We start from the raw sequence: 16673 nt of genomic DNA on the forward strand, positions 1-16673 counted from the left end.
GTACCGTTACTGCGCGTCAAAGATGCTGAAACGCTGGGTTATATCTGCTATCAGATGTGACAAACCGGGCGCTGGTGGGTACAACAAGGGCGGCTACGACGGCGACGCACGACCCGGAACGGGACTCGGAACGGGAATCTTTACCGCCGACCGGACGTTGACCGGATGACGACGACAGCGACACCTGTCCTGTGGGCGACAAGCCCGGGAGGCACGATTCATGAGTGAGCGAGCTCTTCGCGGCACGCGCCTCGTGGTGACCAGCTACGAGACGGACCGCGGCATCGACCTGGCCCCGCGCCAGGCCGTGGAGTACGCATGCGAGAAGGGGCACCGCTTCGAGATGCCCTTCTCGGTCGAGGCGGAGATCCCGCCGGAGTGGGAGTGCAAGGTCTGTGGGGCCCAGGCACTCCTCGTGGACGGCGATGTCCCTGAAGAGAAGAAGGGCAAGCCCGCGCGTACACATTGGGACATGCTGATGGAGCGGCGCACCCGTGAGGAACTCGAAGAGGTCCTCGAGGAGCGCCTGGCGGTTCTGCGCTCCGGTGCGATGAACATCGCTGTTCATCCCCGCGACAGCCGCAAGTCGGCATAGCCCCTCCAGGGTCTGGCCGAAGTAACAGCGCATCAGAAGACCGCGGGCGCCGTACGAGATGTACGGCGCCCGCGGTCTTCCGCGTGTCCGGTGCCCAGGTGCCCGGCCCCGGGACGGCTCAGTGGGTCAGCGGCGGACGCGGCGGCTGCGGGGCGTCCCCGGGCTCGTCCCTGATGACCTCGCCCTGGACCACCTTGCCGTCGGGCTGGCGCATCCTGGCCTGCTGGAAGGCACCGCCCAAGGTGCCCGGGCGGGCTTCCCGGAGCTTGCGCTCGAAAGTGCGCTCCGCCGAGCGGCTCACGGCCTTCTGGACCGGCGGCAGCAGCAGGAGCAGGCCCACCGCGTCCGACACCAGGCCGGGGATCATCAGGAGCAGGCCGCCCAGCATCATCAGGCCGTTGCCCTCGCTGCCCGGCCGGGCCGCGTCGGGCATCACACCGCTCTGCTGCTGTTGCAGCGCCTCGGACAGCTTGCGGAAGGCCCGCCGGCCGGCCCGCTTGATGACGACCGAGCCGAGGACGAGACCCGCCAGCAGGACGAGGAAGACCACCAGCCCGCTGGTGGCCCCCGCGACCAGGGTGAGCAGCCAGATCTCCAGCACGAGCCAGGCGGCGACGCCCAGCGGCAGGAACGTACGCAGCCGGGAGCGCCGGGGCCGGGCAGGGGACAGCGGGGTCTGAGCGCCTGTCGTCATGCCTCCAGTGTGCCTGGCCCCGGCTCAGCAGGGGATAAGGCCGCCATCAGCTCTTTCTGTGAGCGGCCGGCGAGGAAGCGGCGTGCGGCTACGGCTTCGAGGGTTTGCCGCCGCGCCCCGTGACCTTGCCGACACGCTCCCCCACGCCCCACGCCGTGACGCGCCACAGCGCCTCGACGAGGATGTCGCGGCTCATCTTGGAATCGCCGAGTTCGCGCTCGACGAAGGTGATGGGCACCTCGACCACGTGATAGCCGGCCTTGACCGCGCGGCGGGCGAGATCGACCTGGAAGCAGTACCCCTGGGAGGCGACCTCGTCGAGGCCGAGGCCCTCCAGGGTCTCGCGGCGGAAGGCGCGGTAGCCGCCGGTGATGTCGCGCAGCGGCAGGTCGAGCGCCAGCCGGGAGTAGAGGCTGCCGCCGCGGGAGATCACCTCGCGGGACTTCGGCCAGTTCACCACCCGGCCACCCGGCACCCAGCGCGAGCCCAGCACCAGGTCGGCGCTCTTGAGGGCGGTGAGCAGACGGGGCAGTTCCTCGGGCTGGTGGGAACCGTCGGCGTCCATCTCGATCAGCACGCCGTAGTCGTGCTCCATGCCCCAGTGGAAGCCCGCGAGGTAGGCGGCGCCGAGGCCCTCCTTGCCCTTGCGGTGCAGCACGTGGACGTGGTCGTCCTCGACGGCCAGCTCGTCGGCCAGCTTGCCCGTGCCGTCCGGGCTGTTGTCGTCGGCCACGAGCACGTGCGCCTCGGGGACGGCCTTGCGTACCCGGCCGACGATGCTCTTGATGTTCTCCGCCTCGTTGTAGGTCGGGATGATCACCAAGGCCGTGCCGAGCGGGCCGAACTTCCTCACCCGGGCTCCTGCCGCGAGGGTTCCGTCGCCGTCGTTCACTGCTGCCCCTTCATCTTCATACGCAGAGGTCCACCATAGTGGGCCCGGCCTGCGATGACGTGACAGGACGTTCGGATCGCGGTGTCGAATCCGCAGGACGCGGGTGAGAACGCGCTTGCGGCTGTGCGCGTACGGCGGATGGGGGCCCGGCGCCCTTCGGGCCGGCCTGGGATCCGCCGGCTGCGGATCGACCGAAAGCCGTTGTCTACTGAGCGCCCGGGCCCCACCCGGGTCACACCTCCCCGACCGGCCAGAACATTCCCTCGGCGCTGCGACGGCCTGAGCCTGGCTCCCAGTGGCGGTGCCCCGGTGCGGCACACCGTCCCTGACCCGGCGGCACCGCGGCGAGTGCTCGGACGTTCCCCAGTCGGGCGTCCGGTGGTGGACTCGGCCGAACCTACCGGCCTCCTGCGGCCGCCTGTCAACAGCCGTTCGACCTGCGCATCTTCCGGCAAAGCCCTGGTCAGGGCGGAGGATGCGCAGGTCGCGCGCCAGGGGCGCGGCGCGCGACTTCAGGCGCGCCACCCCCGTAGATCACTCGCCCGGCCGTACGAAGACCGTGCGTCCGCCCACTACGGTGCGCAGACAGACGGGCAGGTCGTGGCCCGGGGTCAGGTCGGGCAGACCCGGGGTGCCGGAGCGGGGATCCGTCGACCAGCGCGCGACGCGGTCGTCCGGGGCCTGGACCACGAGTTCACCGGTACGCCACACGGCGTAGTCGGCGGGGGCGCCCGGGACCAGGACGCCCGCGTCGTCCCGTCCGACGGCCCGCCAGCCGCCGCGCGTGTGCGCCGTGAACGCGGCGCGCACGGAGACCCGGTGCTCCGGCGTGCGGTGGAATGCGGCGGCCCGGACCGTGCCCCACGGGCCGAGCGGGGTGACCGGGCTGTCGGAGCCGAACGCGAGCGGGACACCCGCCCGCAGCAGAGCCGCGAAAGGGTTCAGAGCACGGGCCCGCTCCTGCCCGAGCCGCTGCGCGTACATGCCCTCCTCGCCGCCCCACAGGGCGTCGAAGGCGGGCTGCACGGAAGCGGTGAGGCCGAGTTCGGCGAAGGCGGCGACACTCTCCGGGGTGAGCATCTCGGCGTGCTCGACGCGGTGCCGGGCGGACCGGATCCGGCCGAGCCCGAGCTTCTCGGCGGCGGCGCGCACGCCCTCCACCACTGCGTCCACGGCCGCGTCACCGATGGCGTGGAAGCCGGCCTGCAGACCCGCCTCCGTGCACGCCACGACGTGTGCCGCGACCGCGGCGGCGTCCAGGTAGGCGATGCCGGTGTGCCCGGCGTCGGCGTACGGCTGGTGCAGGCAGGCCGTGTGCGAGCCGAGGGCGCCGTCGACGAACAGGTCCCCCGCGGCGCCGGCGGCGCCCAGTTCCCGCGCCCTGGTGACGTCCTGCTCGGCCCAGTAGCCGACGACCCGCGGGCCGGGCTCCTCCCCCGCGAGGCGCAGCAGTCCGGTGAAGTCGTCCTCGGAGGAGATCTCCGGCCCGGCACACTCGTGGACCGTCCCGATCCCGAGCGAGACGGCGTGCGCGAGGGCGGCGCGCTGCGCCTCGGTGCGCTGCTGGGGCGTCACTGCGGCGAACGCGGCGGCCCGCACGGCGTGGTGGGCGTCCGCGGTGAGAGGACCGTCCTCACGGGTGACATCGGGAACCAGGTCGAGCAGGGCGGTGCTCACGACCGCGGAGTGGACGTCGATCCGGCTGAGGTAGAGGGGCCGGTGGCCGGTGGCCTCGTCGAGTTCGGCCCGCGCCGGAGGCCGGCCCCCGGGCCAGCGGGCGGCGTCCCACCCGTGCCCGAGCAGTACGCGGTCGGCGGGGCGGGCGGCGGCGAAGTCCCGTACGAGAGTGAGGGCGGCGTCGAGGGAGGGGGCGCCCGACAGGTCGAGACCGGTCAGGGCGAGACCGGTGGCGGTGGTGTGCACGTGCGCGTCCGTGAACGCCGGAGTGACCAGCGCTCCATCGAGATCGACGACCTCGTCGACCCCGTCCGCGAAGGCGTCAGCGGCCCCCTCTGATCCGACCCAGGCGACCTGCCCCCGCTCCACGACCATCGCGGTGGCGAAGGGATCGGCAGGGCTATGGACCTCGCCACGGCGAAGCAGAACGGTCTTCGGCGGCGCACTGGACTCACTCATGGAGCACAGTCTCACAGGCCTTGCCGCACGCTCTGGAAAGGGGGCGCGGGGCCGTGCGATCAGACCCTCGGCGGCCGTGCCTCGTACGGCGTGGACAACACCACCGTCGTCCGCGTGGACACCCCCGCCAGCGACCGCAACCGCGCCAGCAGCTCCTCCAGCTCGTGCGGCGTGGCGACCCGCACCTTGAGGATGTAGTTCTCGTCCCCCGCGACGCTGTGGCAGGCCTCGATCTCGGGCACGCCGGCCAGCCGGTCCGCGATGTCGTCCGGCGCACTCGGATCGAACGGTTTCACCGAGATGAACGCCGTCATCGGCAGCCCCACGGCCTCCGGGTCGACGACAGCGGCGTAGCCCCGGATGACACCCCGCTGCTCCAGCCGCCGCACCCGCTGATGCACGGCCGACGTGGACAGCCCCGTGGCCTTGCCCAGGTCGGTGTAGCTCATCCGCCCGTCCTTGACGAGCAGCTGCACGATCTGTCGGTCCAGCTCCTCCATGGCGCAAGAACCTACAGTGCGGTTGATCTCCTCGGATACCTGAGCGGCCCAGGTCATGCCCGGTTCGTGATGTGGCCGGAAGCAGGCGGTCCAGGCGTCCGGGGGACAAACCCGCCGCAGCGGACACCTGCGCGGGGCATGTGACGAACGCCACAGGGCTCGAACAGTCTCCGTGATGTTCTCGTGATTACCGCCCAGGGGGGACGGGAAGTGCTTGCTGTGGTCGAGGCCGCAGTGCCTATTACGGCCCAGCCCTAGGGGGAGAACCCAATGCAGAGTCTTAAGCGCCCTGGTCGCACCGCACCCAAGCGGCAGCAGCTCGTCGTCGAGCCCGAGCCGGAGGGCGTCGAACCCGACGCCTACGACGACGAACTCGACGCCTACGACACGTTCGAGATGTTCCGGGTCGTCTGCCCGGACTGCGCGCAGCCCATCGCCCTGCTGGCGGACGAGGAGGTTCTGCCGGAGCACGCGCTGTGCGCCTCGCCGTGGAACCCCTTCGGACTCACGGTCTGCGCCGGAACCGGCCGCAGGGCCACGGACGCCCGCCCCGCGGACGAGTCCGTGGAACCTCAGGAGCAGGACACCGCCCTGTTGTTGACGCTCCCTCAGGGGCTCGACTGGCGGACGCAGCCCTTCTCGCACGTCGGCGGCCCGGGCTCGCGCCCCATCCGGGTTCCGGTCATGCGCCGCCAAGCGGCCTGAGCACGGGCTCTCCTCGCCCGCTCGCTCCACTCCCGTAGCTGCCCCGCACCACGGCCCGCAGACTGCCGTGGTGCGGTTCAGTGTGCCCCGAGCGGGCACGGCACTGAACGAACGCCCGATTCCACCTTCCGGTGACCTGTCCGGGCTTCGCCGCGTTGCCCTGGTATGACCCCCATCTCCTCAGCGACCGGGCGTCAGCGCCTCCTGTACGTCCCGCCGCCCGCAGAATCGGTTCGGCCCGCTCCGCCCCGCTATCAGGACCCGCCGATCTACCGCGACCTGATGCGGACATGGGCCGAAGGGGGCCGCACCCTGCCGGGCCGGCACGACCCGGAGTGGATGCGGCTCGCGGCCCCGTGGCGGGGCCTCGATCAGTTCAGCGTCCCTCTGGACCCACGAGGTGGCGGGCGATGACCATCCGCTGGATCTGGTTGGTGCCCTCCACGATCTGCAGCACCTTGGCCTCGCGCATATAGCGCTCGGCCGGGAAGTCGGCGGTGTAGCCGTAGCCGCCGAGAATCTGTACGGCGTCGGTGGTGACCCGCATCGCCGTGTCGGTGCAGTGCAGCTTGGCCATGGCGGCCTGCCGCGCGAACGGCCGGCCCGCGTCCTTCAGCCGCGCCGCCGCGAGATAGAGCGCGCGGCCCGCCTCGATCTGCGTCGCCATGTCGGCGAGCATGAACCGCAGCCCCTGGAAGTCGGCGATCGGCTTGCCGAACTGGCGCCTTTCGGCCGCATAGGCCAGTGCCTCGTCGAGCGCGGCCTGCGCCACGCCGATGGCGCACGCCGAGATGCCGAGCCGCCCGGAGTCGAGCGAGGACAGGGCGATCGCGAAGCCCTGCCCCTCCTCGCCGATGCGGCGGTCGTCCGGGACGCGGACGCCGTCGAAGTGGACCTGAGCGGTGGGCGAGCCCTTCATGCCCATCTTCTTCTCCGGCGCTGCGGCGCTCAGCCCCTCGGCGTCGCCGGGCACCAGAAAGGCGCTGATCCCGCGCGGGCCCTCCTCGCCGGTGCGTGCCATCACCGTGTAGAAGTCGGCGATCCCGCCGTGGGTGATCCAGGCCTTGGTGCCGGTGATCACCCAGCCGTCGCCGTCCCGCACGGCCTTGGTACGCAGGGCGGCCGCGTCCGATCCGGAGTGCGGCTCGGAGAGGCAGTAGGCACCGAGCTTGCCGCCGCCCAGCATCGCGGGCAGGTGCTCGACCTGCTGCTCCTTGGAGCCGTAGGCGGCGAGCGCATAGGAGGCCAGGGAGTGGACGCTGACGCCGAGACCGACGGTGAGGCGGGCCGCGGCGAGCTCCTCCAGAACCTGGAGGTACACCTCGTAGGGCTGGTCGCCGCCACCGTACTCGGAGTCGTACGGCAGGCCGAGCAGGCCGGAGCGGGAGAGCAGGGTGAACAGCTCACGCGGGAAGCGGCCGGCGTCCTCCTCCTCGGCCGCGTTCGGAACGATCTCCTGCGCCGCGATGTCGCGGACGAGCGAGATCAGGTCCCGGGCCTCCTCCGTGGGCAGTTGTCGGTCCACCGGCTGCGGGGCGCGGTCGGGCATGGCGACGCTCTCCTCCCTGTCGGGCACTGGCGAGCGGGCCCATGGGTGGGGGCGGCGCCGCCGGGTCGTTCTGGTGCCTGGCCGATGTTTGCAGTCCCGGGTCTCGGAAGCTGCTGACCAGCGGCTGTGCGCTGTGAGTATGCCCGATCGGAGGCATCCCGTCACCAGTTAACGACCGCTTACTTCAAGAAATGGCCGGGCGTGGCCGGAGCGGCGAAATTGGTCCGAACCATTGACCCAACTGGTCTAGTCCTCCTACTGTTTCGCTCCACCGATTCACCGCGTTCATGCCAATGAGCGCGCGCTCCCCTCCCCACGAGGAGACACCGGATGCACACCCCCCACCGTTCCCGCTTCCGGGCCATCGTGTCCGCGGCCTGCTGCGCCGTCCTCGGCGCCGGTCTGCTGGCCGGCGCGGGCACCTCCGCCACCGCGGCGACCTCGGCTCAGGAGGCCGCCGCCGGTTCGAAGGCCGTTCCCCGGGCCGAAGCCCCCGGATCCAAGGTCATCGGGTACTTCACCGAATGGGGCACCTACGACCGCAAGTACTACGTCAAGAACATCGAGACATCCGGATCGGGCGCCAGGCTCACCCACATCAACTACGCCTTCGGCAACGTCACCGGCGGCAAGTGCGCCATGGGCGACGGCTACGCCGCCACCGACCGGGCCCACACCGCCGCCGAATCCGTCGACGGCAAGGCCGACACCTGGGACCAGCCGCTGCGCGGAAACTTCAACCAGCTGCGCAAGCTGAAGCAGAAGCACCCGAACCTCAAGGTCCTGTGGTCCTTCGGCGGCTGGACCTGGTCGGGCGGCTTCGGCGAGGCCGCGAAGAACCCCGCCGCCTTCGCCCAGTCCTGCTACGACCTGGTCGAGAACTCCAAGTGGGCCGACGTCTTCGACGGCATCGACATCGACTGGGAGTACCCGAACGCCTGCGGCGCCACCTGCGACACCAGCGGCAAGGCGGCCTTCACGAACCTGATGCAGGCGCTGCGCGCCGAGTTCGGCTCGAGGAACCTCGTCACCGCGGCGATCACCGCCGACGCCACCCCGGGCGGCAAGATCGACGCGGCGGACTACGCGGGCGCCGCACCGTACGTCGACTGGTACAACCCGATGACGTACGACTTCTTCGGCGCCTGGGACGCCGCCGGCCCCACGGCCCCCCACTCGCCGCTGACCTCGTACGCCGGCATCCCGAAGGCGGACAACCACAGCTCGGCGACCATCGCGAAGCTCAAGGGCCTCGGCATCCCCGCCTCGAAGCTGCTGCTCGGCATCGGCTTCTACGGCCGCGGCTGGACCGGCGTCACGCAGTCCGCCCCGGGCGGCACCGCGACCGGCCCGGCGACGGGCACGTACGAGCAGGGCATCGAGGACTACAAGGTGCTCAAGGCCAAGTGCCCGGCGACGGGGACCGTGGCCGGCACGGCGTACGCCAAGTGCGGGAGCGACTGGTGGAGTTACGACACCCCGGCGACCATCGCGACCAAGTCGAACTACAAGAACCAGCAGGGCCTGGGCGGCACGTTCTTCTGGGAGCTGAGCGGCGACACCGCGAACGGTGAGCTGATCAAGGCGATCAGGTAGGGCGGAGGGCCGGGCGGGGCGGCGGTCCGGCGACGGGCCTCCGCCCCTTGTTCACGCGCCCCGGCGGGCGGACTGCGGGGCCGGGTGGGCGGGGTCGAGTTCCTCGATCGCGCGCAGGGCGCCACCGAGGGTCTTCACCAGCAGCTCGCACATCGTGTCGCGGGGCAGTTCGGGGCGGTCGATCCATTCGAGCGTGGCGCCCTCGACGCTGCACACCCAGGCCAGCAGGCCCATCCGCGCCAGCGCGGTGATGTCGACACGGCCGTACGCGCCCTCGGCGATGGTGGTCACGACGGCCTCGCGCACTCCGTCACGGATGGCGTGCACCTCGGTGTCGAAGCCGACTCCGCCGCTCACGATCGTGCGGTACGCGGCCTGGTTGTGCTCGGCGTAACGCAGATAGCTCTCGATGGTGCGCTGGACCCGGTCGACCGGGGGCAGTTCGAGACCGCTCGCGGCCAGAGTGACCAGCTCGGTGACCGAGTCCTGGATGATGGCCAGGTAGTATCCGCGCTTGGACTGGAAGTAGTAGTAGATCAGCCCCTTGGCGACGTGCGCCTGCCGGGCGATGTCGTCCATCGACAGGGCGTCGTAGGACGTGTCGGCGAACAACCTCCGGCCGATGGCGATAAGTTCGGCACGGCGCGCCATCGAGCGCTCGGTGCCGCGGGCCCTGGGACGCGCGGCAGGCTGGGGGCTGATACTCAATTTCGACCCTGGTCTCAACGGGCGGGGGCGGGACCTCCGCAGTATGGCAGGCCCCACTGCCGGGTCTCGGGTCAGGTCACAGCAGCCCGAGCTGGGTCACGAGCATCGCGACGACCACGACGAGGGCCCAGCCCATGGCGTGCTCGACGATCTTCGGGCCGTCTTCCTGAGGGCCCCCGGTGCGGACGCGGGCGGCGGTGGCTGAGTGCGCGGTCATGGCTTCTCGCAGGGTCGGTGGTGCGGACGGACTCCCCCCGGAGCTCTGTCCACCTTGCCACCGGGAGTGGCTTTTGCGGCCGAGAGCTTGGTCACACGCGGACGCCCACGGCCGCCAGTGCCTTGCGCTGGGCCGCGCTCGGGCGGGCCGGGAAGTACAGGTAGCAGACGCCGCCGGTGCCCGAGACGACCTTGCCGGAGGCGTTGTACCGCTTGGTCCGCAACCAGATGTTCTCGAACTCGCGGCGTCGGTAGACGCGGCGTACGGCCTCGTTGCTCGCCGAGTAGGGATCGTTGGCGATCACGTCGCCGTCCGAGGTGAAACCGATGACGGTCATCAGGTGCCCGGCGGTGCCGTACCCGGCGCCGGTCAGCTCCTCCTTCAGGAAGGACTGGGAGGTTATGGCCGGGATGCCCGCGGCGATCAGCGTCTGCAGTTCGGTGAGCGAGCCGAGCCGGGTGACCACGCCCTGGAGGTCCTTGAACGTGGCCGCGTAGGCGGCGTTGAACGGCCAGTTGCCGCAGCCCGCGTACTGGTAGTCGTACGTGAACCTGGCCGCGTGGCACACCTGCGGATCGGCGTACGAGCGATCGACCCAGGCCAGCTGCCCGCCGGTGAGCCGGCCGCCCCAGTACTCGATGACCATCTGGGAGGACGTCGGGCTGCACCAGGCCTCGCCGCCGTTGTCGTACTCGGGGTACTGGCCCTTGTGGATCTCCTGCGAGTAGCGCGGGACGCGCAGTTCCTTCGCGAGGCCGGGAGCGGACGCCGGGACGGTGAACCGGTCGGGCACGTCGGAGCCCATCGCGCCGAGCCGCCACACGGTGGGGGTGGCCCGGGTGCCGGGCTTGCGGTACAGGGTCAGGCGCAGCCGGTACGACGTCAGGCGCAGACCGGTCGACGGGTCGTCGACCGCCAGGGTGTCGGTCCAGACGGTGCTCCTGCCGTCGCTCTGGTCGTCGACCGAGGTGCGCCGGATGTCCTGGTCGCCGGCCGCCCAGCGTGCCATCACGTACCAGGGGGTGCTGGTGCCGTCGGTGTAGGTGCCTTTGACCTCGGCCTGGATCCAGGTGCCGGCCGGGGTGTGGGCGTTCCAGGAGACGATGGCCTCGGTCGCGGGGACGGCGAGCCGGTGGACGGGGGAGGTCCAGGTGCCGTACTCCCACGCGGCGGTGGTGCCGGTGTGCGGATCCTTGTAGTCGGCGGTTCCGGCGGGCTTCGCGATCACCAGGCCCGGGCGGGCGCCCGCGACAGGCCGGGTGCCCTTGGCCGTGCCCCCGCGCCAGTCGCCGTACGAGACCCAGGCCCGGTTGTCGACGGTACGGGCCGGGAGAGCCCGGGCGGGGTCGGCGGTGTCGGTCGTCACGGGGGCCTCGGGGTCGGCGGCCGCCGGAGCCGCGCCCGCGGTGACGGCGGCGGCGACCGCGGCGGCCAGGACGGTTCTGCGGGACGGCTGTTCGGCTCTGCGCATGGCGGGGACCCCCGGATGTCGGAGTCGGGCAGGGGCGGGGCGGGTCCGTGCACGGTCGGTCGCATCCGTGCGTGCGCCACATATGAGCACAGCCCGCCGTGTCCTGCCAGCACTTCGACGCGCGCCGCGCCCATCAATATTGGCGTCGACCAGTGGCATCCGCGGCGGGCCCCGTCGTTAGAGTGCTGAGCGAGATGAATCCGCCCTTCCGCCCCGCACCGGGCCCCGCCGTCCGCGACCTGGCCGCCCGGATCCGCCGCCTGGCCCCCTCCTGCGGCCCGGTCCGGCTCGTCGCTGTCGACGGGCACGCCGGGTCCGGAAAAAGCACGTTCGCCGGGCAGCTGGCCGCGGCCCTGGACGGTGCACCGGTGCTGCGCCTCGACGACATCGCCAGCCATGACGCGCTGTTCGACTGGACCGGGCGGCTGCTGAGCCAGGTGATCGAGCCGCTCTCGCACGCCCGGACCGCGCACTACGCCCCCTACGACTGGCGGGACCGCCGCTTCGGCCCGCCGCGTCCGCTGCCGCCCGCACCGGTGCTCCTCGTGGAGGGCGTCGGTGCGGGGCGCCGGGCGCTGCGCTCCCACCTGGCTCTGCTGCTGTGGATGGAGGTGCCGCGCGAGGAGGCCTGGGCGCGGGGGCGGTCGCGGGACGGGGAGGAGCAGCGGGAGTTCTGGAACGGATGGGTTCCGGCGGAGCGCCGGCACTTCGCCGACGATCCCTCGCGGCCGTTCGCCGATCTTCTGGTACGGCAGCGAGATCAGGGATATGAGGTGCTCGCGGGGCCCGCTGAGATCGTTGGACCGGACCAGTCCCTCACGCACGGTGACGGACCGCCCGCAGTGTGCTGAACTTGTGAAGGGCCTTGCGGGACAAGTCGCCGGAGTGCTTCAACTCGGCTTGACCGCTGGGCCGTACAGGTCTTACGTTCTCAATGTGCGGCCTTTCGGAGCCGCCCACAGACGCGAAGCCCCCGGTTGTTCCCCCGTGATCGGGGGCTTCGTTCTGTCTTCTTCCGGTTTTCCGGCCGCCGCGGGGCGCCGAGCGCTCACCCTGGGTCACCGCGCGCGCGTCCGCCGCATCCGTTCCCACCTCGCCGAACGGCCCGTGCGGCACCCTACGGGGGCGCCGCGCCCGCAGGTACGATGCCCTCGTCGCGACCTACGGACGGTTGCTTCGCGCACGGTGCAACTCCGGTCCGTGGCACAGCGGTTCGAGCAGGGCAGCCGGCTGGGGGACGGCTCGTTGGCATACCGACGGGGGCACGGTTTGTGGGGGACGTGATGGACTTCGGCACGCAGGGCCCTCAGGCCCCCGCCGACCTCGCCTGGCTGCGAGGCGTGGACGCCTACACGATGGGCGCGTATCCGCAGGCGGAGGAGGAGTTCCGCGCCGCCGTGCGGATGGACTCCGGGATGGCCGACGGCTGGCTCGGGCTGCACGCGCTGCGCGTCGACACCACGACCGCACTGCTGCGGATGTTCCGGCACCGGGACCGCTTCGGGGAGCAGCGCTCCCGCTATCGTCGCGCGCTCAACTCCTGGTACTGGCTGGGCTGGTGGGTGCAGCCCGTGCTGGAGAGCCCCCGCGACCTGCTGCTCGCGCACGCCTCCCACTGGCTGGACGGCCGCCACGTCCCCGAGCTGGACCGGGCGCTGGCCGGGCTGCCGCCCGTGGACACTGACCACCAGGTCCGCTTCCTGCACTCCTGCCGCGCCTACCTGGTCAAGGACTGGGAGCAGCTGGTCCGCCACACCGACCCGCTGCTCGACGATCCGATGCTCGGCATCGAGGCGGGCCTGTTCGGCGGCATGGCCCGGGTGCGCCTGGAGATGTACGGCCAGGCCGAACCCCTGCTGTCCGCCGCGCTGATGCGCTGCCGCAGCGAGCAGCCCCAGCGCAAGGAGCTGCGCTACTGGCTGGCCCGGGCCCACGAGGGCACCGGCCGCAGCGCCGCCGCCCTCCCCCTGTACCGGGCCGTGCACCGCGTCGACCCGGCCTTCATGGACACCTCCGCCCGGCTCGCCGCCATCGCCGAGGGCGACGGATACGACGACGCGGCGGACCTCGCGGCGATCACGCTCACCGGCGCGGGCCAGGACGCCGTGGACGGGCCGGACGGGTTCGATCCGCTCTTCGGCCTCGAGGGGCGCGATCTGAGGCTGCCCGATCCCGAGCCGCCGCTCGCTCCCCTGCCGCCGGTGACCGGCCCGCCGGTCCGTGAGAGGACGGGCCCCGCTCCCTCCCTGCCCGCCGGGCCCACCGACCCCGCGTTACTGGAGGAGGCACTCGCCGAGCTGGAGCGCATGGTCGGTCTGGAGCCGGTGAAGCGCCAGGTCAAGGCGCTGTCGGCGCAGCTGAACATGGCCCGGCTGCGAGCCGGGCAGGGTCTTCCGGTCCAGCCGCCGAAACGCCACTTCGTCTTCTCCGGCCCCTCCGGCACCGGCAAGACCACCGTCGCCCGCATCCTCGGCCGCGTCTTCTACGCCCTCGGGCTGCTCGGCGGCGACCACCTCGTGGAGGCGCAGCGGGCCGATCTGGTCGGCGAGTACCTCGGGCAGACGGCCGTGAAGGCGAACGAACTGATCGACTCGGCCCTCGGTGGAGTCCTCTTCGTCGACGAGGCCTACGCGCTGTCCAACTCGGGCTACGGCAAGGGGGACGCGTACGGCGACGAGGCTTTGCAGGTGCTGCTGAAGCGCGCGGAGGACAACCGCGACCACCTCGTGGTGATCCTGGCCGGCTACCCGGAGGGCATGGACCGCCTGCTCGGCGCGAACCCCGGCCTGTCGTCACGCTTCACCACCCGCGTCGACTTCCCCTCGTACCGGCCCCTCGAACTCACCGAGATCGGCAAGGTGCTCGCGGCGGAGAACGGCGACCTGTGGGACGAGGAGGCCCTCGACGAGCTGCGGTCCATCGCGGGACACGTGGTGGACCAGGGGTGGATCGACGAGCTGGGCAACGGGCGGTTCCTGCGGACGCTGTACGAGAAGAGCTGCGCGTACCGGGATCTGCGGTTGTCCGTGTATCCCGGGGTGCTGGGCAGGGAGGATCTGGCGACGCTGCGGCTGCCGGATCTGATGCAGGCGTACGGGGAGGTGCTGTCCGGGCGGGGGCCGCAGAATCCGCCCGGACTGTGAGGAACCGGCCCCGCGGTAGGGGCCGCGCCTCTAGGTGGCCAGCACCTCCTCCGACGCCCCGCTGCTCCTGGGCTCGGTCAGCCGCACCTCGCGCACCTCACGATGCGCGGGATCCCGCACCTCGCCCACCAGCAGCTCCAGCACATCCTCCAGTGCGGCCAGCCCGAGCACCTTCCCGGACCCGTCGGCCACCTGGGCCAGGTGCGTCGCCGCCCGCCGCATCACCGTCAGCGCGTCGTCGAGCGGCAGCTCCGACCGCAGGGTCGTCATGGGGCGCCACAGGTGCTGCGGCACGGCCCGGTCCGAGTCCTCCAGGTCGAGGACGTCCTTGACGTGCAGGTAGCCCATGAACACGCCGTTGTCCGCGGCGACCGGGAACCGGGAGTATCCCGTGCGGGCCGTGAGCTCGACGATGCGCCCGGGGGTGACCGACGGGCTGACCGTCACCAGGGACTCCCGCTTCAGCAGGACGTCCGTCACCGGGCGGGAGCCCAGCTCCAGGGCGTCCTCCAGGCGTTCGGCCTCCTCGGGGTCGAGCAGGCCCGCCTGGCCGGCGTCCTCCACCAGCCGGTTGAGCTGCTCGCTGGTGAAGACGGCCTCGACCTCGTCCTTCGGCTCGACGTGGAAGAGCCGCAGGATGCCCTGGGAGCAGGCGCCGAGGGCGGCGGTGATGGGCTTGCAGAAGCGCGCGAACCAGACCAGGCCGGGGCTGAGCCACAGCGCGGCCTTCTCCGGCGCGGCCATCGCGAGGTTCTTCGGGAGCATCTCGCCGATGACGAGGTGGAAGAAGACCACGGCGGCGAGAGCAATGACGTAGGTCAGCGGATGGATCATGCCCTCGGGCAGCCGGATCCGCTCGAAGACCGGCTCCAGCAGATGCGCGACCGTCGGTTCGGCGACCGCGCCGAGGGTCAGCGAGCAGATCGTGATGCCGAACTGGGCCGCCGCCATCATCTGCGGCAGCCGCTCCAGCCCGTAGAGGACCTGCCGGGAGCGGGCGGTGCCGAGCGGTTCGATCTGGCTGCGGCGTACCGAGACCAGCGCGAACTCGGCGCCGACGAAGAAGCCGTTGGCGAGCACGAGCAGCGCGGCGAAGAGAAGCTGGAGCACGCTCATCGGACGGCCTCCGCCATGGAGACCACCGGGGCGGTCCGTACCAGCCGGACCCGTTCCGCGCGGTAGTGGCCGACCTGGCGCACCGAGAGCCGCCAGCCGGGCAGCTGGGCTCTGTCGCCGACGGCAGGGATACGGCCCAGCCGGTCGGCGATCAGGCCCGCGACCGTCTCGTACGGCCCCTCGGGCACGTCGAAGCCTATGCGCTGCAGGATGTCGACCCGGCAGCTGCCGTCGACGTCCCAGGCGGGCCTGCCGTCCTCCGGCGGCGCGGCGGCCAGCTCGGGCAGGTCGTGTCCGTCGTGCTCGTCGCGGACCTCGCCGACGAGCTCCTCGACGATGTCCTCCAGCGTGACGACACCGGCGGTGCCGCCGTACTCGTCGACGACGACCGCGATGGGCTGCTCGCTGCGCAGGCGGGTGAGGAGCGGCCGTACGGGCAGCGTCTCGGGGACGAGCAGCGCCGGGCGGGCGATGTGGCCGACGGGGGTGCGCAGCCGGTCCTGGACGGGCACGGCCAGGGCGTCCTTGAGGTGAGCCATGCCGACGACCTCGTCGATCTTCTCCCGGTAGACCGGAAAGCGGGACAGGCCGGTGGCGCGGGTCAGGTTGACGACGTCCTCGGCGGTGGCCGAGGACTGGAGGGCACTGACCTTCACGCGCGGCGTCATCACGTGCTGCGCGGTCAGCTCGCCCAGTGACAGGGTCCGGACGAACAGGTCGGCGGTGTCCTGCTCCAGGGCGCCGGCCAGGGCCGAGTGACGGGCCAGCGAGACGAGTTCGCCGGGGGTGCGGGCGGAGGCCAGCTCCGCGGTGGGTTCGATGCCCAGGGCGCGCACGAGCCGGTTCGCGACGGCGTTGAGGCCGGCGATGACCGGACGGAACAGCCGGGCGAAGACATGCTGCGGGCCCGCGACGAAGCGCGCGACCTGCAGCGGCCGGGACACCGCCCAGTTCTTGGGCAGCAGCTCGCCGATCACCATCTGCACGGCTGAGGCCAGCAGCATGCCGACCACGACCGTCACACCGGAGACGGCTCCCCGGGGGATGCCGATGGAGGTGAACGGGCCGTGCAGCAGCTCGGCGAGCGCCGGTTCGGCGAGCATGCCGACGACGAGCGAGGTGATGGTGATGCCGAGCTGGGTGCCGGAGAGCTGGAAGGACAGTTCCTTGAGTGATTCGACGACCCGGTGGGCGCGCCGGTCGCCTTCGGCGGCGGCCTTCTCGGCCTCGGCCCGCTCGACCGTCACGAGTCCGAACTCGGCCGCCACGAAGAATCCGTTGGCGAGAATCAGCAGGAACGCGGCTGCCAGAAGCAGCAGGGGGGTGCTCATGATGCCGCCGCCTCCGCACG

16 protein-coding genes are annotated in these 16673 nt (G+C 71.6%); 6 read left to right on the forward strand and 10 right to left on the reverse strand.

Features of this window, described 5'->3' with window-relative positions; genetic code table 11:
- Positions 1–220: 220 nt before the first annotated feature.
- Positions 221–595, forward strand: a complete 375-nt coding sequence (locus tag IO24_RS0124410) for an RNA polymerase-binding protein RbpA (RefSeq protein ID WP_030247095.1) — start codon at positions 221–223, stop codon at positions 593–595.
- A gap of 118 nt (positions 596–713) precedes the next feature.
- Here the strand turns inward: IO24_RS0124410 and fxsA are convergent, their stop codons facing one another.
- From fxsA to IO24_RS0124430, 4 genes are all read right to left on the reverse strand, one after another.
- Positions 714–1289 carry an FxsA family membrane protein gene (gene fxsA / locus IO24_RS0124415; protein ID WP_031138855.1) on the reverse strand — a complete coding sequence of 192 codons (576 nt, stop codon included), beginning with the start codon at positions 1287–1289 and terminating at the stop codon, positions 714–716.
- 88 nt (positions 1290–1377) lie between these two features.
- Positions 1378–2181, reverse strand: coding sequence for a polyprenol monophosphomannose synthase (locus IO24_RS0124420; RefSeq protein WP_031138857.1), 804 nt, complete (start codon positions 2179–2181; stop codon positions 1378–1380).
- 534 nt (positions 2182–2715) lie between these two features.
- Entirely contained in the window at positions 2716–4317 is a 1602-nt protein-coding gene (locus tag IO24_RS0124425; RefSeq protein WP_031138859.1) for an amidohydrolase, read from the reverse strand.
- Between the two features lie 59 nt (positions 4318–4376).
- Positions 4377–4817 carry an Lrp/AsnC family transcriptional regulator gene (locus tag IO24_RS0124430; RefSeq protein ID WP_016434164.1) on the reverse strand — a complete coding sequence of 147 codons (441 nt, stop codon included), beginning with the start codon at positions 4815–4817 and terminating at the stop codon, positions 4377–4379.
- A gap of 270 nt (positions 4818–5087) precedes the next feature.
- Here IO24_RS0124430 and IO24_RS0124435 point away from each other — a divergent pair, with 270 nt between their 5' ends.
- Together IO24_RS0124435 and IO24_RS47670 are read left to right on the forward strand one after the other, a co-directional pair.
- On the forward strand, positions 5088–5522 hold the full coding sequence (locus IO24_RS0124435; RefSeq protein ID WP_031138863.1) for a hypothetical protein: 435 nt from the start codon (positions 5088–5090) through the stop codon (positions 5520–5522).
- Between the two features lie 165 nt (positions 5523–5687).
- Complete coding sequence (locus IO24_RS47670; RefSeq protein ID WP_078899372.1) at positions 5688–5936, forward strand: hypothetical protein; 249 nt, start codon at positions 5688–5690, stop codon at positions 5934–5936.
- Here IO24_RS47670 and IO24_RS0124440 read toward each other — a convergent pair.
- Positions 5899–7071, reverse strand: coding sequence for an acyl-CoA dehydrogenase family protein (locus IO24_RS0124440; RefSeq protein ID WP_031138865.1), 1173 nt, complete (start codon positions 7069–7071; stop codon positions 5899–5901). The genes IO24_RS47670 and IO24_RS0124440 overlap by 38 nt on opposite strands.
- Positions 7072–7401: 330 nt before the next feature.
- On the opposite strand from IO24_RS0124440, the gene IO24_RS0124445 reads away from it, so the two are divergent.
- Positions 7402–8667, forward strand: coding sequence for a glycoside hydrolase family 18 protein (locus IO24_RS0124445; protein ID WP_031138867.1), 1266 nt, complete (start codon positions 7402–7404; stop codon positions 8665–8667).
- A gap of 51 nt (positions 8668–8718) precedes the next feature.
- Here IO24_RS0124445 and IO24_RS0124450 read toward each other — a convergent pair whose 3' ends face one another.
- The 3 genes from IO24_RS0124450 to IO24_RS0124460 form a co-directional block, all read right to left on the reverse strand.
- Positions 8719–9375: a TetR/AcrR family transcriptional regulator gene (locus IO24_RS0124450; RefSeq protein ID WP_031138869.1), complete on the reverse strand. Its 657-nt coding sequence runs from the start codon at positions 9373–9375 to the stop codon at positions 8719–8721.
- 76 nt (positions 9376–9451) lie between these two features.
- Positions 9452–9592 (reverse strand): SCO1431 family membrane protein, encoded by a 141-nt coding sequence (locus IO24_RS44555; protein WP_107063011.1) that lies wholly within the window; start codon positions 9590–9592, stop codon positions 9452–9454.
- Positions 9593–9683: 91 nt separating this feature from the next.
- Positions 9684–11063 (reverse strand): peptidase C39 family protein, encoded by a 1380-nt coding sequence (locus IO24_RS0124460; RefSeq protein WP_031138871.1) that lies wholly within the window; start codon positions 11061–11063, stop codon positions 9684–9686.
- A gap of 194 nt (positions 11064–11257) precedes the next feature.
- Between IO24_RS0124460 and IO24_RS0124465 the strand changes: the two genes are divergently transcribed.
- On the forward strand, positions 11258–11914 hold the full coding sequence (locus IO24_RS0124465; protein ID WP_031138872.1) for a uridine kinase family protein: 657 nt from the start codon (positions 11258–11260) through the stop codon (positions 11912–11914).
- A gap of 432 nt (positions 11915–12346) precedes the next feature.
- On the forward strand, positions 12347–14206 hold the full coding sequence (locus IO24_RS0124470) for an AAA family ATPase (RefSeq protein WP_031138874.1): 1860 nt from the start codon (positions 12347–12349) through the stop codon (positions 14204–14206).
- 30 nt (positions 14207–14236) lie between these two features.
- Here the strand turns inward: IO24_RS0124470 and IO24_RS0124475 are convergent, their stop codons facing one another.
- Positions 14237–15322, reverse strand: coding sequence for a hemolysin family protein (locus tag IO24_RS0124475; protein WP_031138876.1), 1086 nt, complete (start codon positions 15320–15322; stop codon positions 14237–14239).
- On the reverse strand, positions 15319–16653 hold the full coding sequence (locus IO24_RS0124480; protein ID WP_031138878.1) for a hemolysin family protein: 1335 nt from the start codon (positions 16651–16653) through the stop codon (positions 15319–15321). The genes IO24_RS0124475 and IO24_RS0124480 overlap by 4 nt, the downstream gene beginning before the upstream one ends.
- Between the last annotated feature and the right edge of the window lie 20 nt (positions 16654–16673).

Source organism: Streptomyces flavovariabilis, assembly GCF_000725785.1.
GTDB lineage: Bacteria > Actinomycetota > Actinomycetes > Streptomycetales > Streptomycetaceae > Streptomyces > Streptomyces hawaiiensis.

Coding starts and splice junctions, on each gene's coding strand:
- IO24_RS0124435 (WP_031138863.1), top strand. CDS start 5,088: ATGCAGAGTCTTAAGCGCCCTGGTCGCACCGCACCCAAGCGGCAGCAG.
- fxsA (WP_031138855.1), bottom strand. CDS start 1,289: ATGACGACAGGCGCTCAGACCCCGCTGTCCCCTGCCCGGCCCCGGCGC.
- IO24_RS0124430 (WP_016434164.1), bottom strand. CDS start 4,817: ATGGAGGAGCTGGACCGACAGATCGTGCAGCTGCTCGTCAAGGACGGG.
- IO24_RS0124440 (WP_031138865.1), bottom strand. CDS start 7,071: ATGCCCGACCGCGCCCCGCAGCCGGTGGACCGACAACTGCCCACGGAG.
- IO24_RS0124465 (WP_031138872.1), top strand. CDS start 11,258: ATGAATCCGCCCTTCCGCCCCGCACCGGGCCCCGCCGTCCGCGACCTG.
- IO24_RS0124445 (WP_031138867.1), top strand. CDS start 7,402: ATGCACACCCCCCACCGTTCCCGCTTCCGGGCCATCGTGTCCGCGGCC.
- IO24_RS0124410 (WP_030247095.1), top strand. CDS start 221: ATGAGTGAGCGAGCTCTTCGCGGCACGCGCCTCGTGGTGACCAGCTAC.
- IO24_RS0124470 (WP_031138874.1), top strand. CDS start 12,347: ATGGACTTCGGCACGCAGGGCCCTCAGGCCCCCGCCGACCTCGCCTGG.
- IO24_RS0124460 (WP_031138871.1), bottom strand. CDS start 11,063: ATGCGCAGAGCCGAACAGCCGTCCCGCAGAACCGTCCTGGCCGCCGCG.
- IO24_RS47670 (WP_078899372.1), top strand. CDS start 5,688: ATGACCCCCATCTCCTCAGCGACCGGGCGTCAGCGCCTCCTGTACGTC.
- IO24_RS0124475 (WP_031138876.1), bottom strand. CDS start 15,322: ATGAGCGTGCTCCAGCTTCTCTTCGCCGCGCTGCTCGTGCTCGCCAAC.
- IO24_RS0124425 (WP_031138859.1), bottom strand. CDS start 4,317: ATGAGTGAGTCCAGTGCGCCGCCGAAGACCGTTCTGCTTCGCCGTGGC.
- IO24_RS0124480 (WP_031138878.1), bottom strand. CDS start 16,653: ATGAGCACCCCCCTGCTGCTTCTGGCAGCCGCGTTCCTGCTGATTCTC.
- IO24_RS44555 (WP_107063011.1), bottom strand. CDS start 9,592: ATGACCGCGCACTCAGCCACCGCCGCCCGCGTCCGCACCGGGGGCCCT.